At 66.4% G+C, this 14,353-nt stretch carries 16 protein-coding genes; 7 read left to right on the forward strand and 9 right to left on the reverse strand.

Annotated features, from left to right (window positions below; all coding sequences use genetic code 11):
* Positions 1 to 73: 73 nt before the first annotated feature.
* The 5 genes from F2P45_RS17665 to F2P45_RS17685 all read left to right on the forward strand — a co-directional run bounded on the left by F2P45_RS17665 (position 74) and on the right by F2P45_RS17685 (position 3,353).
* Entirely contained in the window at positions 74 to 556 is a 483-nt protein-coding gene (locus F2P45_RS17665; protein ID WP_166877827.1) for a CinA family protein, read from the forward strand.
* A 135-nt stretch (positions 557 to 691) separates the two neighbouring features.
* Entirely contained in the window at positions 692 to 1,423 is a 732-nt protein-coding gene (locus F2P45_RS17670; protein WP_166877829.1) for a P-loop NTPase family protein, read from the forward strand.
* A 6-nt stretch (positions 1,424 to 1,429) separates the two neighbouring features.
* Positions 1,430 to 1,939 (forward strand): hypothetical protein, encoded by a 510-nt coding sequence (locus F2P45_RS17675; protein WP_166877832.1) that lies wholly within the window; start codon positions 1,430 to 1,432, stop codon positions 1,937 to 1,939.
* Between the two features lie 68 nt (positions 1,940 to 2,007).
* On the forward strand, positions 2,008 to 2,325 hold the full coding sequence (locus F2P45_RS17680; RefSeq protein ID WP_166877835.1) for an ArsR/SmtB family transcription factor: 318 nt from the start codon (positions 2,008 to 2,010) through the stop codon (positions 2,323 to 2,325).
* Positions 2,322 to 3,353 carry a cation diffusion facilitator family transporter gene (locus F2P45_RS17685; RefSeq protein ID WP_166877838.1) on the forward strand — a complete coding sequence of 344 codons (1,032 nt, stop codon included), beginning with the start codon at positions 2,322 to 2,324 and terminating at the stop codon, positions 3,351 to 3,353. Before F2P45_RS17680 ends, F2P45_RS17685 begins: the two co-directional genes overlap by 4 nt.
* Positions 3,354 to 3,359: 6 nt before the next feature.
* Here F2P45_RS17685 and F2P45_RS17690 read toward each other — a convergent pair whose 3' ends face one another.
* The 6 genes from F2P45_RS17690 to F2P45_RS17715 all read right to left on the reverse strand — a co-directional run bounded on the left by F2P45_RS17690 (position 3,360) and on the right by F2P45_RS17715 (position 7,776).
* Entirely contained in the window at positions 3,360 to 3,851 is a 492-nt protein-coding gene (locus tag F2P45_RS17690; protein WP_166877840.1) for a hypothetical protein, read from the reverse strand.
* Positions 3,848 to 4,480, reverse strand: a complete 633-nt coding sequence (locus tag F2P45_RS17695) for an SMI1/KNR4 family protein (RefSeq protein ID WP_166877843.1) — start codon at positions 4,478 to 4,480, stop codon at positions 3,848 to 3,850. Before F2P45_RS17695 ends, F2P45_RS17690 begins: the two co-directional genes overlap by 4 nt.
* Positions 4,477 to 5,091: a hypothetical protein gene (locus tag F2P45_RS17700; RefSeq protein ID WP_166877845.1), complete on the reverse strand. Its 615-nt coding sequence runs from the start codon at positions 5,089 to 5,091 to the stop codon at positions 4,477 to 4,479. Before F2P45_RS17700 ends, F2P45_RS17695 begins: the two co-directional genes overlap by 4 nt.
* Before the next feature lie 43 nt (positions 5,092 to 5,134).
* Positions 5,135 to 6,067, reverse strand: a complete 933-nt coding sequence (gene cysK / locus F2P45_RS17705) for a cysteine synthase A (protein ID WP_166877847.1) — start codon at positions 6,065 to 6,067, stop codon at positions 5,135 to 5,137.
* A 203-nt stretch (positions 6,068 to 6,270) separates the two neighbouring features.
* Complete coding sequence (locus tag F2P45_RS17710) at positions 6,271 to 6,852, reverse strand: FKBP-type peptidyl-prolyl cis-trans isomerase (protein WP_166877849.1); 582 nt, start codon at positions 6,850 to 6,852, stop codon at positions 6,271 to 6,273.
* 60 nt (positions 6,853 to 6,912) lie between these two features.
* Positions 6,913 to 7,776 (reverse strand): tRNA threonylcarbamoyladenosine dehydratase, encoded by an 864-nt coding sequence (locus F2P45_RS17715; RefSeq protein WP_166877852.1) that lies wholly within the window; start codon positions 7,774 to 7,776, stop codon positions 6,913 to 6,915.
* Between the two features lie 248 nt (positions 7,777 to 8,024).
* On the opposite strand from F2P45_RS17715, the gene pdxH reads away from it, so the two are divergent.
* Positions 8,025 to 9,239: a pyridoxamine 5'-phosphate oxidase gene (gene pdxH / locus F2P45_RS17720; protein WP_166877854.1), complete on the forward strand. Its 1,215-nt coding sequence runs from the start codon at positions 8,025 to 8,027 to the stop codon at positions 9,237 to 9,239.
* Positions 9,240 to 9,288: 49 nt separating this feature from the next.
* Positions 9,289 to 10,650, forward strand: a complete 1,362-nt coding sequence (locus tag F2P45_RS17725) for a class I SAM-dependent methyltransferase (protein ID WP_166877857.1) — start codon at positions 9,289 to 9,291, stop codon at positions 10,648 to 10,650.
* On the opposite strand, the gene F2P45_RS17730 is transcribed toward F2P45_RS17725, so the two are convergent.
* The 3 genes from F2P45_RS17730 to F2P45_RS17740 all read right to left on the reverse strand — a co-directional run bounded on the left by F2P45_RS17730 (position 10,642) and on the right by F2P45_RS17740 (position 14,352).
* On the reverse strand, positions 10,642 to 10,998 hold the full coding sequence (locus F2P45_RS17730) for a hypothetical protein (protein ID WP_166877860.1): 357 nt from the start codon (positions 10,996 to 10,998) through the stop codon (positions 10,642 to 10,644). The two genes, F2P45_RS17725 and F2P45_RS17730, sit on opposite strands and share 9 nt — an antisense overlap.
* A 141-nt stretch (positions 10,999 to 11,139) precedes the next feature.
* On the reverse strand, positions 11,140 to 11,745 hold the full coding sequence (locus tag F2P45_RS17735; protein ID WP_166877863.1) for a hypothetical protein: 606 nt from the start codon (positions 11,743 to 11,745) through the stop codon (positions 11,140 to 11,142).
* A 276-nt stretch (positions 11,746 to 12,021) separates the two neighbouring features.
* Complete coding sequence (locus F2P45_RS17740) at positions 12,022 to 14,352, reverse strand: hybrid sensor histidine kinase/response regulator (protein WP_229505139.1); 2,331 nt, start codon at positions 14,350 to 14,352, stop codon at positions 12,022 to 12,024.
* Position 14,353: the final 1 nt, after the last annotated feature.

Raw genomic sequence — 14,353 nt, forward strand, 5'->3', positions numbered from 1 at the left:
TCGCAGGGCCGTGGCGCGCGCCCGCCCCCGATCTGCATTCCGATCCCCGCTTACCGTCCAAAAGGAGCAACACGTGACGAACGACATTCTCGATCTTTCCGCCAAAGTCGGCCGCGCGCTGCAAGCGAAAGGCTTGCTGCTGGTAACCGCCGAATCGTGCACCGGCGGCGGGGTGGCGCAGGCGATCACCGAGGTGGCCGGCTCGACCGCCTGGTTCGACTGCGGCTTCGTGACCTATTCGAACGCGTCCAAGACCGAGCTGCTCGATGTGTCGGCCGCGCTGATCGCGCAGCTGGGCACGGTCAGCGAGGAAGTGGCGTCCGCCATGGCCACCGGCGCATTGGCAAACAGCAACGCGCACGTGGCGCTGTCGACCACCGGCATCGCCGGCCCGAGCGGCGCGGTGCCGGGTAAACCGGTCGGCACGGTCTGCTTCGGCTGGGCCAGGGGCGACACGGTCCAGACCGAACGCCTGGTGTTCGCCGGCGACCGCCAGGCGGTGCGCGAGCAGACTGTGGTGCACGCGCTGCAAGGGCTGCTGCGCATCATCGAATAGCGCGCACAAGACACGGATGGCGCTGCGGCGCCATCGCCATTTCCAGCTTTTGTCCGATGCAAACGCCGCCAACTTAAGCTTCGTCATTCCCGCGCAGGCGGAAATGACGGGTGAGTCATTTTCTGGAGCAATTCGATGCACAATACGGTTCATTTCATCTTGCAGGGCAAGGGCGGCATCGGCAAGACCCTGGTCTCGACCATCCTGGCGCAATGGCTGGCGGGCAAGGACGAGGAACGGCCCCTGCGCTGCTACGACACCGACCAGGAAAACGCCACCTTTTCGCGCTACAAGGCGATGGACGTGAAACACGTGCCGGTGATGACCGATGCGCGCAACATCGACCCCAAACGCTTCGACGCGCTGATGATCGACCTGCTGGAAGAAGAAGGCAACTGTGTCATCGACAACGGCGCCAACACCTTTTCGCCGCTGATGGGCTACCTGCTGGAAAACGATTGTTTCGATCTGCTCAAGGAGTCGGGGCGCAAGGTGTACATCCACACCATCGTCGGCGGCGGCGATACCCTGCACGACACGGCCATGGGCTTTGTCTCGACCGCCAAGTCGACCAGCGTGCCGCTGGTGCTGTGGGAAAACGAACACTTCGGCCCGCTGCAATCGGCCACCGGCAAGGTGTTTACCGAGTCGCAGACTTACGCGGACAACGCGGCGCGCGTGTGCGGGCGCGTGGTGCTGTCGCAACGCAATGCCGACACCTTCGGCGCCGACATCAAGAAGATGAATATCGCGCGCCTGACCGCCAATGAAGTGCGCGAAAGCGACAAATTCAACGTCATGGAAAAGCAGCGCATCAAGGTCGTGTTCCGCGACTTGTTCGAACAGCTCGACAAAGTGCAGTGGTAAGCCGGCATGGACCAGCAAAAACTGCGCACCCTCGTCTTTGAAAAAACCGGCGTGCGGATCGATATCGACGATCCGATCTTCGCACTGGTGGCATTGAACGAGGCGGTGCTGGCCGAAGCGGTCGAGCGCCACGTGGCATTGCTCGACGATGCCACCGCCGACCTGGCCGACCAGGTCCAGGCCTTGCAGGAGAGCGGCTACCTGGGCCATGCAAGCAATGCCGCCGCGCGTCCGGCGGCGCTGGTGACGGCGGCGCCAGGCCCTGTCCAGGCTCCGGCGGTGCGGGAAAAACGCCTGATGGCGATTGCCGGCGGCGCCGCGCTGCTGTGCGCGTTCGTAGTGCTGGCCGGGCAGGCGCTGTTGTTGCGCCCGGCACCGTCGCCCGTCATCGTCGCCAAGGAACTTACTCCCGAGCAAAGCAGCGCCCTGCGCGATGGCGACAAGCTGGCCAGGGCCGTGGCCAAACTCGATCCCAAAACCCGCGCCGCCATCGCCGCCGAGATGCAAAAACCGTAATTTCCGGCGAGCGCAGCCGTGTGTGCCGGATATGCGCTATCATATCTACATATCTTCACATGTTGACTATGAAACCTTCTCCCGATAACGACGCATCGATCGCCCAACTGGCCGACCTGTTCCATCTGCTGGGTGACCCGACCCGGCTGCGCATCGTATTGTCCTGCCTGGCGGGGCCGATTGCGGTGGGCGACATCGCCGCCGGCCTGCAACTGAGCAGTTCGCTGGTCAGCCACCACCTGCGCCTGCTGCGCGCCGCGCGCATCGTCAAGGCCGAGCGCCAGGGCAAGCAGGTGTTCTATTCGACGGCGGACGCCCACATCAGCGGCGTGCTGACCGACATGCTCGAACACATCGCCGAACCCACCAATGGAATCGACCCATGACCAGCGCCCACGACCACGATCACGACCATGACCACGCCGGACACGGCCACACGCACCCGCCGGCCAAAGCGACCAAAGCGGCGCACAAGCACGATCACGACCATGGGCACGGGCATGGGCACGGCCACCATCACCACCAGATCGATCCCAACGGCAACGGCCGCGCCTTCGCCCTGGCGATCGGCCTGAACACGGTATTTGTCGGCATCGAATTCTTTTACGGATTCCTGGCCAACTCGACCGCGCTGATGGCCGATGCCGGCCACAACCTGTCCGATGTGCTGGGCCTGATGCTGGCCTGGGGCGCGGCCATGCTCACCAAACGCGCGCCGGACGGGCGCTACACCTACGGCCTGCGCAGCTCGTCGATCCTGGCGGCGCTGCTCAACGCCCTGCTGCTGATGCTGGCCTGCGGCGCGATCGGCTGGGAGGCGGTGCACCGCTTCGCCAATCCGGCCCCGGTGCAGGGCATGACCATGTCGGTGGTGGCCGGTATCGGGGTGCTGGTCAACGGCTTTTCGGCCTGGCTGTTCATGGCCGGCAGCAAGGACGACCTGAACATCCGCGGCGCCTACCAGCACATGGCGGCAGACGCCGCGATTTCGCTGGGCGTGGTGGTGTCGGGCGTGGCGATCATCTTCACCGGCTGGACCTGGCTCGACCCGGCGGTCAGCATCGTGATCGTGCTGCTGATCCTGGTCACCACCTGGGCCTTGCTGCGCGAGTCGCTCGACCTGGTGCTGGCGGCGGTGCCGGCCAATGTCGACGCCGCCGCGGTGGGCGATTTTCTGCTGGCGCGGCCGGGCGTCGCCGGCATGCACGACCTGCATATCTGGGCCATGAGCACGACCGAGACGGCGCTGACCGCGCATCTGGTCATGCCCGGCGGCTATCCGGGCGATGCGGCGCTGGACGCCATCGTGGCGGCGCTCAAGACCGATTATGCGATTGCGCACTGCACCTTGCAGGTGGAACTGGGGACGAGCGATCACAGCTGCGCGCTGCATGTGCAGGAGGCGAAGGCTTAGCCGCGCTCAGAACAGGTGCGCGGCCAGGCTCAATTGCTGGTCCGGCGCGCGCGCGATAAAGCAGTCGGGCGCGATGGTGTCGCCATAGGCCACGTTGTAGATCACTTCGGCGTATTCCTGGCCGATGTACGACGCGTGGCGGCCGTTGAGGATCAGGCGCGCTGTCTGCCCGGGGGCAAGCCGGAGCGCCGTATTGAACGCCGGACGGCGCGGCTGGCCTTCGGACGGGTCCCATTTCAGGCCGAGCACCAGCAAGCCATCGTCACGCGGGCGGAGCACCAGGCTGCGCTCCTTGAGCGCGGCCTGGTCGGCCTGTTTTTCCTTCTTCAAGACGGCAGCGAAGCCGTCGCGTTCATGCATCAGGTAGGTCTGGCAGACATACTGCGCGCCAGTCTGCAACAGCGCAAAGGCGCGTGGCAGCAGCGCCCGTTCATTTGCGCGCGGGGCGCCACGGGTGGCCTTGGTCCAGCGGATCTCGACAAGCTGGACGGCGATCATCGCGCGCCTGCCGCCTTCAGGCGCAGGTAGTCGAGGAAGTGGCGCGTCTCGGGATTCACGGTGGACAGGCTGAAATCGCCTTCGTCCTCTTCCACCAGCGCGTACTCGCCATTGGCGTACAGTCCAAGCAGGCGTTCCAGGAATTGTTCCAGGCTGGCGCCCGCCTGCACCCGGACGAATTCTCGCCCGCCGAACGAGATCACCTGGCCCACGCTGCCGGCGGTGTCGGGGTCGAGGTCGATGCCCAGATAAGCGCCGCCGGCGTCGTCCGCCAGCGGAATCCATGCCTTGCTGGCCGCACGCGGACGGATGGTCAGCGGTGGCAGGCAAGTGTAGGACGACACATCATCCCCAGCTTGTCCGGCCGTTTCGCTGTTCCAATGCGCCAGGGTGGCATCGAGAGGCAGGAACGGCAAGCCGAAGAACAAACCGAGTGCAATCTGGTCGGCGCAGTCCGCTTGGCCATCGTGCCAGCTGTACAGGGCCCGTAGCGACGGCGGCAGCGGCCTGCCGATGGCGCGCTCGAAGGCGTCGATGGCCGCCTGGCTGGCGCCAGGATTCAGGCTCGCTGCCATGCTCGGGAAACGCGATTCGATGCAGCTTTGCAGCCGCTCCAGCAAGTCGTTCATGGTGATTTTCCGCTCCGTTGAATAGTCGATGGCATGCCCGCCTCACGTGCAAAGGCGTGGCGGCAGGCCTCGGTGGCCTCGATATCGAGGTCGTCCAGCCGCACCGTGCGCGGGCTGTATTCGAACCAGGGCAGCACGGGCGACTGGCGCTTGAGCGTGACCTCGTAGGCTTCCTGGCTGGTTTCCCGGTCTTCGACGACATCGACATAGCAGCGCCAACGCGGCGCCAGCTGCTCGGCATGCCGCGCGGCGATGTCGGCAACGGCGCCCATCAGTCCCATCGCGCCAACGGTGGCGAACAGCAAGCCCGCGATGCCGGGAATCGCGGCAACCGAGCCAAGCAGGTAAGCGAGCACCTTGGGACGCAGGCGGTAAGCCGACATGCCGAGCACCGCGAAGGCCAGCCAGGCCACAATCGACAAGACCGCATTGAGCGCGGCGCTCGCCGTGGACAGATTGAGCGCCAGCGCGCCCACCACCACGACGACACTGGCGACGAGCAGCACCAACATGCGGCGCTGCACCGGCGGCGCCTGCCGCGACAGAAACCAGGCCGCCACCGGGCTGGCAAAGGGCGTAGCGAGCAAGGCGCAGAAAAACAGCCAGAACACGACGCGAGCGCCGGATCAGCAAGCGCCGGCGCCGCTCGTCACGTCAGCCCGCCAGGTTGGCAAACAGCGGCGTGGACAGATAACGTTCGCCGAACGACGGGATGATCGTCACGATCACCTTGCCCGCGTTTTCGGGACGGCGCGCCACCTGGATCGCGGCCCACAATGCCGCACCCGACGAAATGCCGACCAGCAGCCCTTCTTCGCGCGCGGCTGCGCGCGCGGTCTCGAAGGCGGCGTCGTTGCTCACGCAAATGACTTCGTCGAAGGCGGCGCGGTTGAGCACCTGCGGCACGAAACCGGCGCCGATGCCCTGGATCGGGTGCGGCCCCTTGCTGCCCTTGGACAGCACGGGCGAGGCTTCCGGCTCGACCGCGATGGCCTGGAAGCCCGGTTTGCGCGCCTTGAGCACTTCGCCCACGCCGGTAATGGTGCCGCCGGTGCCGACGCCAGCGACCAGGATATCGACCTTGCCGTCGGTGTCGCGCCAGATTTCTTCGGCCGTGGTACGGCGGTGCACATCGGGGTTGGCGGGATTGTTGAACTGCTGCGGCATGAAGTAGTTGGGATTGGCCGCCACCAGTTCTTCGGCCACCTTGATGGCGCCGAGCATGCCTTCCGGCCCCGGGGTGAGCACCAGCTCGGCGCCATAGGCGCGCAACAGCATGCGCCGCTCGCTGCTCATGGTTTCGGGCATGACCAGCTTGCAGCGATAGCCGCGCGCCGCGCACACCATGGCCAGCGCGATGCCGGTGTTGCCGCTGGTGGGTTCGACGATGACGGTGTCCGGCCCGATCTTGCCGGCCGCCTCGGCCGCTTCGACCATGGCCAGGCCGATCCGGTCCTTGACGCTGTGGGCCGGATTGTAGAACTCCAGCTTGGCGAGGATGTCGGCACCGGCGCCCTGCGCCAGTTTGCGGATCCGGACCAGCGGGGTATTACCGATCAACTCAGTGACGTCGTTTGCGATTCTCATGCTCACTCTCCCGCTGTGATGGATTGGACATAGAGCCTATCACGGTAGGCCGGCGTCGCAGTTGGCGCGCCTGGCAGACGGGGGCGGCGTTGTTCGTCGTTGCATGGCTAGCCATGCGGCCTCCTCACGCCTTGCCCGCGCCAGCCATGCATCGCCTACGCGCACGTCGCCCCCTGCTTCCCCCGGCCTACCGAAATAGGCTCTTACTTGACGTTAACAAGTTCCACGTCGAAGATCAAATCGGCATCCGGCGGAATGCCGCCGCCTGGCGCGCCGCGCTTGCCGTAGCCAAGGTAGCTCGGGATGATCAGGGTGCGCTTGCCGCCCACTTTCATGCCCAGTACGCCCTGGTCCCAGCCCTTGATCACGCGCCCGGTGCCGAGCACGAATTCGAGCGGCGCGCCGCGCGTGAGCGAGGAGTCGAACTGGCGGCCGCGCTGGCGCGTCGCCATCGGCTTGTACAGCCAGCCGGTGTAGTGCACGAATACCTTGCTGCCGGCGGTCGCTTCGGCGCCGGTGCCGACCTTGGTGTCGGTGGCGACCAGCGGATCGAGAACCGGCTCGGCCAGCACCACGGTGCCTGGCGGCGTGGCAGGCTGGGCTTGCGCGGGCGGCTGGGGCGTGGCGGCAGGCGCCGCAGGGGCGGCCGGTGCGTCAGCCGCCGGTGGGGTGGCTGGCACGGTCGCTGCCGCTGGCGTCTCGGGAGCGGGCGGCGTCTGGCCGGCGGCCTGGGCCATCGATGCCGCGGCGGCGCACATCAGGAATACGGAAATAGGACGGCGCATGATGTGATCTCTTTCAGTAAGATTCAGTGAACAACGGTCAAACTGGGTAATTCTGCAACGCTATGATAGCAAGGCCTCGGGCGCCTGCACAGAAGGCGCGTGAATCGCACTGTCGGCAAGACGGCGCAGCAGGTGGCCGGCGGCGACCATGCCGAAGGTCGCGGTGACGACCATGCTCGATCCGAAGCCGGCGCAGTTCAGGCCGGTGATGCCGTCGCCGTCGCCGTCGCCATCTACGCTGCAGCTATCGCCTTCGGGCATGGTCAGCGGTTCCATCGAAAAGACGGCATCGACGTTGAACTTGGTTTTCAGGCTGCGCGGGAAGCCGTAGTCGTTGCGCAAGCGCTTGCGCACCATTTTCAGCAGCGGCTCCTGTTCGGTTTTGGACAGGTCGCGCAGTTCGATGCGGGTCGGGTCGGTCTTGCCGCCGGCGCTGCCGATGATCACCATCGGCAACTGATGGTCGCGGCAGTACGCGATCAGCGCGGCCTTGGCCTTGACGTTGTCGATGGCGTCGACCACGTAGTCGTACTGGTGGGCGCCGATCATCTGGTCGAGGTTGCCCGGATCGATGAACTCTTCGATCAGATTGACCTTGCAGAAGGGGTTGATCTGGGCGATGCGCTCGGCCAGCGCGCCGATCTTGGCCTGGCCGACGGTGTCGGTGAGGGCCTGGATCTGGCGGTTGATGTTCGATTCGGCCACGTTGTCGAGGTCGATCAGGGTGAGCTGGCCGATGGCCGAACGCGCCAGCGCCTCGACGATCCAGGAGCCGACGCCGCCGACGCCGATCACGCACACATGGGCGCAGCGGAAGCGCGCCAGCGCGGCGTCGCCGTACAGGCGGCCGATGCCGCCGAAGCGGCGCTCGAAGTCGACCTCGCTGGTATCGAGGGGAAGTGAGGGGATAGTGATGGTATTCATGCCGCCATTTTAACGGACGCGGCCGGACAGACTGCTCTAAAATGACCGGTATGTTCCCGATGGCGGTGACGTCACTCCGTCGTTCCCGCGCAAGCGGGAACCCAAGTTCGTTCCGCTGCCATTGGCGGTTCGACAAAACTTGGGTTCCCGCCCGCGCGGGAACGACGCTGTTGAGTGTAACGAATAACGCGAAAGCGCATGTCAACGCCACCAGGGTATTTACCACCAGCCACAAGCGAGAAATCTCCATGAGCTACGCCCTGCCCGACAGCGCCCCCGGTTTCGACCAGCCGATCGCGGTGCTGAAACACTGCCACGACCGCATCCGCAAACAGCTGGCGACCCTGGAAAAATTGCTGCCGCACCTGGCCAGCCACGGCGCCGACGACGAAGCGCGCCAGGCCGCGCGCGCGGTGATGAAATATTTCGACCAGGCCGCCCCGCTCCATCACGAAGACGAAGAACAGAACCTGGTGCCGATGCTGCGCAGCACCGCCAGCGGCGCCGACGCCGACCTGCTGACCGAACTCGTGCCCGGCATCCTCGACGAGCACCGCCAGATGGACGGCATGTGGCAAGACTTGCACGAGCAACTTTCCGCCATCGCCGACGGCAGCGCCGCGCTGCTGCGCGAGCACGACGTGCAGCGCTTTGCCGCCATGTACCGCGCCCATATGGAGCGCGAGGAAGGCCACATCGCGCCGATGGCCAAGCGCCTGTTCAGTGCCGGGCAGATGGCAACTCTGGGCCAGGCGATGCGGCAACGGCGCGGCATCGCGCCCACCGCCGCCCCGGCAGCCACGGCGGCGGAGCCAGCGTCCAGCGGCGACGCCGTGGCCAGCCTGCGCAAGGATTACGGCCAGGCCAGCCTGAGCGAGAACGACGTGGCCGACGATCCGTTCGTGCAATTTACGACCTGGTTCGAGGAAGCGCTCAAGGCCCAGGTCAACGAGCCGAACGCGATGAGCGTGGCGACCGTGGACGAACAGGGCCGGCCCACCTCGCGCATCGTGCTGATCAAGCAGTTCGATCCGCGCGGCTTTACCTGGTACACCAACTACAACAGCCAGAAGGGCCGCCAGCTGGCCGGCAACCCGCATGCGGCATTACTGTTCTTTTGGACGGAACTCGAACGCCAGATCCGGATCGAAGGGAAGGTAGAGCGCACTTCTGCGGAAGAAAGCGACAAGTATTTCCACAGCCGTCCGCTGAAAAGCCGGCTGGCTGCGATTGCGTCCGCGCAAAGCGAGCCAATCGCCAATCGCGGCGCGCTGGAACAGAACTATGACGCTGTAGCCAAGCAATACGGCGAGGAGCCGCCACGTCCCGACAACTGGGGCGGCTTCCGCCTGGTACCCGAACGGATCGAGTTCTGGCAGGGACGCCGCTCGCGCTTTCACGACCGCATCGTGTACACGCTGCAAAGCGACGGCAGCTGGGCGCGCGAACGGTTGCAACCTTAACGGCCGGTGTGCACGCACACGGGCCGGCAACGATCGTCCGGAGGTGTGCGTGTTCAACCAGATCAGACTGAGGGCCTGGAGCGAAGGACTGCGCAGCCAGCCCTCGCTTCCTTTGCGGGTGGAGCTGTGGAACGGGCAGCGCTTCGATTTCTCGCCCGATCCACCGCGCGTGACCGTGCGTGTGCCGCGCGCCAGTGCGCTGCGCCACCTGCTGTCGCCATCGCTGTACAAGTTGGGCCGCGCGTATGTGGAAGGCGTGATCGACGTCAGCGGGCGCGCCAACGACATGATTGCCGTGGTCAATGCGCTGGCCGCCAATTCGCTGGCCGGCAACATGCGCGGGGCGCTGCCCGCACTCGGGCTGGACCGCCTGTTCGGCGCAATCGGCGGGGCGCTAGGCGACGCACTAGGCGACGCACTTGCCGGCAGCCACACGCGCAAGCGCGATGCGCAGGCGGTGCGCTATCACTACGATGTGTCCAACGAGTTCTACGGCGCCTGGCTCGATCCGAACATGGTGTATTCGTGCGCCTACTTTGAGAACGGCAACGAAACCCTGGCCGAGGCGCAGCTCAAGAAAATCGACCATATCCTCAACAAGATCGGCGTGCGGCCGGGGCATCGCCTGCTCGACATCGGCTGCGGCTGGGGCGCGCTGGCGATCCGGGCGGCTCAGCGGCACGGGGCGCGCTGCGTCGGCATCACCCTGTCCGACAACCAGGCGCGGCTGGCGCGCGAGCAGGTCGCGCGGGCCGGCCTGACAGGCCAGGTCGAGATCCGCCTGCAGGACTACCGCGACGTCGGCGGCCAGTTCGACCGCATCACCAGCGTGGGCATGTTCGAGCATGTGGGGGTGCGCCAGCTGCCGGCGTATTTTCGCCGCATGGCGACGCTGCTCACGTCCGACGGGGTGGCGATGAACCACGGGCTGACCAGCACCAGTCCGGACAGTCACGGCGTGCCGCACGGAGGCGGCGAATTCATCAGCCGGTATGTGTTTCCGCACGGAGAGCTGGCGCACCTGGGCACGGTCATCAAGACCATGCAGGAAGGCGGGCTGGAGGTGCGCGATGTGGAAAACCTGCGGCGCCATTACGCGCGCACCTGCGCCCTGTGGACCGACAATTTCGAGGCGAACAGCGAGCGCATCAAAGGCTTGACCGATGCGCGCCGCTTTCGCATCTGGCAGGTGTACCTGGCCGGGTGCACGCATGCGTTCACGCATGACTGGATCAGTTTGTACCAGATCGTGTGCGGCAAGGCGGGGCGCGATCCGGCGGCGCTACCGTGGTCGCGCCGCTACATGTATGCGCAGGCAGGAAGGCGTCCATGCTCTCTGAAGACACTCCTGGGGATGCCCGGCAGGAGTAGCGTGGCGCCACTCCCGTTCCGGCGCGCCCGATTACTTTAGTTTGAGCTTGGCGTTTTTGGCGGCCTCGTCTTCGCCCTGGCGCGCTATCGATCTGGCATCCGTGCCAAACGACGATCCGCCATGCGATTCGTGCCCCATATCGTCCGGCAGTGCCCGCGACGACTGGTCCTGCGCCCCGAATGGCTGCTGGGCGCCCTCGTGCACGACCAGGCAGGCCAGCCCCGGCACCACGTTAAGCGGCTGGTAGCCGCTATTTCCGGCCATTGCCACGACGTTATACACGGGAACGGCGCTGACATTCTTGCCCAGCACCGATTTGATCTGCGCCGACTGCTCGCTGCTCAGGGCCAGCCATCCGGCCGGAAAAAATACCTCTGATGAATTCACAATAATGCTCCCTTGTTGACTCTGTGGTGTTGAAGAAGAACGTTGCTGACGCTCGCAGCGCGGCGCGGCGCGCTGCCCGAAAAATGGCCTGGGCAATGCCGGATCACCCAAGCCATGGGACACGCCCGCTACCGGATCAGCTTAGTAGCGCTGATATCCCTGCGAACCCGGGAAACCCTGGAAGCCCTGGCCGGGGAAGCCCTGGCCCTGGAAGCCGAACGGTCCCTGGAAGCCCTGCCCACCTTGATAACCGAAGGTGCCCTGCGGTCCCTGGTAGCCCTGCTGCCCTACAAAGCTCTGGAATCCGAGCGGCCCGATGAAGCCTTGCGGACCCTGGTAGCCGAATACTGCCTGCGGCCCCTGGTAGCCTTGCTGTCCCTGGACGCCCTGGAAGCCGAACGGGTTGAAAAAGCCCGCCGGTCCCTGCGCGCCCTGAAAACCGAACGGTCCGAAGAAACCTTGCGGTCCCTGGAAGCCGACCATCGCCTGCGGCCCCTGGAAGCCGAACGGCCCGACCGAGCCCTGGAAGCCGAGCGGGCCGATGACGGCTTGCGTGCCCTGGAAGCCAGCGGACGCTTGCGGCCCCTGGTATCCCTGCCCGCCCTGATAGCCCTGCACCGACTGCGCGCCCTGCACGCCAGGGAAGTCGGGGACGATCCGGATCGACGTCATCCGTTGTCCGCTAAGGGCGTGAATCTGACGAATCTGTTCTTCGTTCAGCGCTAACACCAAGCCTTGTTCATTCATGTCCGTGCACTCCTCTGGATTTGAAAAAACCCAACAATGACGCGTTGAGAAAAATCGCTTGCGACGTGCGGCGCCTGGCTGGCGTCGGCAACGATCGGCAGGCGTGACTTAGAATAAGCTGGCGGCGTTGCCGGGGTACCTGACGATTCGTATAGTGCCTCCCCTATCCGAAATAACAGGCGACAAACGGCCAGGCGCGGCATCGCGCGCACGGCAATCGTCGAGAAAATGGGAAGGGGAATCAGGCGTTGACGCGGGTAATGCGCCGGCCGCGCGTCAGGCGCCGCCCAGTTGCTCGCCCAGCGCCGCGAAAACGTCTTGCAGCGCGGCGGCCAGCTCCCTCGTGAGCGCAGGCGGCAGCGGGCCGGGCGCCTCATCATGCAAACGCGCGGCCAGCCGTTCGGTGCAGGCGATCGCGCGCTGCGCGCCAAAATTGACCAGCACACCCTGCAGGCTGTGCACGGCGCGCTGCGCTGCTTCCCGGTCGCCCGCGGCCAGCGCCTGGTCGAGCGCGTCCAGCAGTTGCGGACCGTCGCCGATGAACAGCGCGGCCAGTTCGAGCAGCAGTTCGCGGTCGCCGTCGAGGCGCAGCAAGGCGCCGCGCCAGTCCAGTAGCGCGCCGGCGCCCCGGCCATGAAAGCGCGCCACCACCTCGCGCAGGCGCGCGCTGTCGAGCGGCTTGGACAGGTAATCGTCCATGCCCGCCTCCAGACAGCGTTCGCGGTCGCCCTGCATCGCGCGCGCCGTCATCGCCACCACCGGCACATGGCCGCCAGCGGCCGCCGCCGCTTCCCACTGGCGCAGGATGCGCGTGGCCGCCAGGCCGTCCAGGCCGGGCATCTGCACATCCATCAGCACCAGGTCGACGGCGCCGTGCAGCGCGTGTTCGAGCGCGTCGACGCCGTTGTCGGCCAGGGTCACCCGGTGGCCCATTTTTTCCAGCAGGCGCAGCGCCAGGCGCTGGTTGACCGGGTTGTCCTCGGCCAGCAGGATGTGCAGGCGCCCCGCCCTTTGCGGCGGCGCGGCTGGCGCCACGGGCACGGGCGGCGCGCCCGCCTCGGGGGTGGTCAGCGCTGTTGGCAGCTCGGCGCGCGCCTCCGGCATGGCGGCCGCCATCTGCCCCAGCGGTACGGTAAAGCGGAACACGCTGCCGCAGCCAGGCTCGCTGCTGACGGCGATATCGCCCTGCATCAGGATCACGAGGCGGCGGCAGATGGTCAGTCCCAGGCCGGTGCCGCCGTACTGGCGCGTGGTGGAGCCGTCGACCTGCGAAAAGGCGTCGAAGATCAGCTTCTGCTTGTCCGGCGCGATGCCGATGCCGGTGTCGCGCACCGAAAATTCGACTTCGCAGCGCTCTTCCAGCGCGCGCCGCATGGTCACGCCGAGCGTCACCCCGCCTTCGCTGGTGAACTTGATGGCGTTGCCGAGCAGGTTGATCAGCACCTGGCGCAGCCGGCCCGGGTCGCCCTTCATCGCCGGCGGCAGGTGCGGCGGCAGCTCGCATTCGAGCGCCAGTCCTTTGCGGCGGGCCGGCAGCGCCAGCGAACGCAGCGTTTCCCGCACCAGCGCGCGCAAGTCGAAGGGCACGTCTTCGATCTCGAGCTTGCCGGCTTCGATCTTGGAAAAGTCGAGGATGTCGTCGATGATGGTCAACAGCGCGTCGGCCGAGCCCTTGACCAGCGCCAGGTCTTCGCGCTGGCGCGGCTCGAGCTGCGATTCGAGCACCAGTTCGGTCATGCCGAGGATGCCGTTCATCGGCGTGCGGATCTCGTGGCTCATGTTGGCCAGGAACTCGCTCTTGGCGCGGCTGGCCGCCTGCGCCGATTCGACCGCGTGCTGCATGGCGTCGCGCGCGGCGCGCTGTTCGCTGACATCGATCAAGAAGCCCAGCAGGTAGGGTTCGCCGCCGCTGCGGATCACGATGCGGTTGACCACCACGTCGAGCGGCGGATCGAGGTGCGCCAGGCGGCGCTCGCTGGTGATCATGCGCCCGCTGCGCCAGGCCCGCTCGTCTTCCTCCTGTACCGCGCCGGTCCAGGGGCGCGGGCCGAAGTCGGCGATGGTGAAGCCCTCGATCCGGTCGCGGGTGCGCTGCGCGAACTGCTCGAACTGGCGGTTGCAGCGGACAAAACGTCCCTGGCGGTCTTTCAGGAACACGGGAATGGGCAGCTGGTCGAGAATCTGCTCGGTCAGCTCGCGCGCGCTTTCGCGCTGCCGCACCAGTTGTTCGAGGGCGTGCGTCAGGCCGAGCAGATCATCGTCGGCGGCGCCGCCCCCGGCGGCCGTCGGGGCGGCCGGCATGGCCAGCCGTCCCAGGCTCGCTTGCAGCGAGCGCAGCACCTCGCCCTGGCGCGCCGCTTCCGCGCGCAGCTGGTCGTTGGCGCCGGTCAGTTCTTCGGAGCTGATGTCGAGCATGCGAGTGCGCACCTGCAGGTCGCGCTCGTCGTCGCCGTAGCTGCGCGAGACCGCGTCGAGCAAGGCGGACAGGCCCTCGGCCAGGGCTGCGTCGCCCAGCGCGCGCAAGCCGGCCAGGCGCTCCTGCAAGGCGCGTTCGCTGTTGACGCCGAGCGTGCGCCGCAGCTGGCGCAGCAAGCGCTTGTGCCGCATG

The sequence above is a fragment of the Massilia mucilaginosa genome (assembly GCF_011682145.1).
GTDB classification, from domain to species: domain Bacteria; phylum Pseudomonadota; class Gammaproteobacteria; order Burkholderiales; family Burkholderiaceae_D; genus Telluria_A; species Telluria_A mucilaginosa.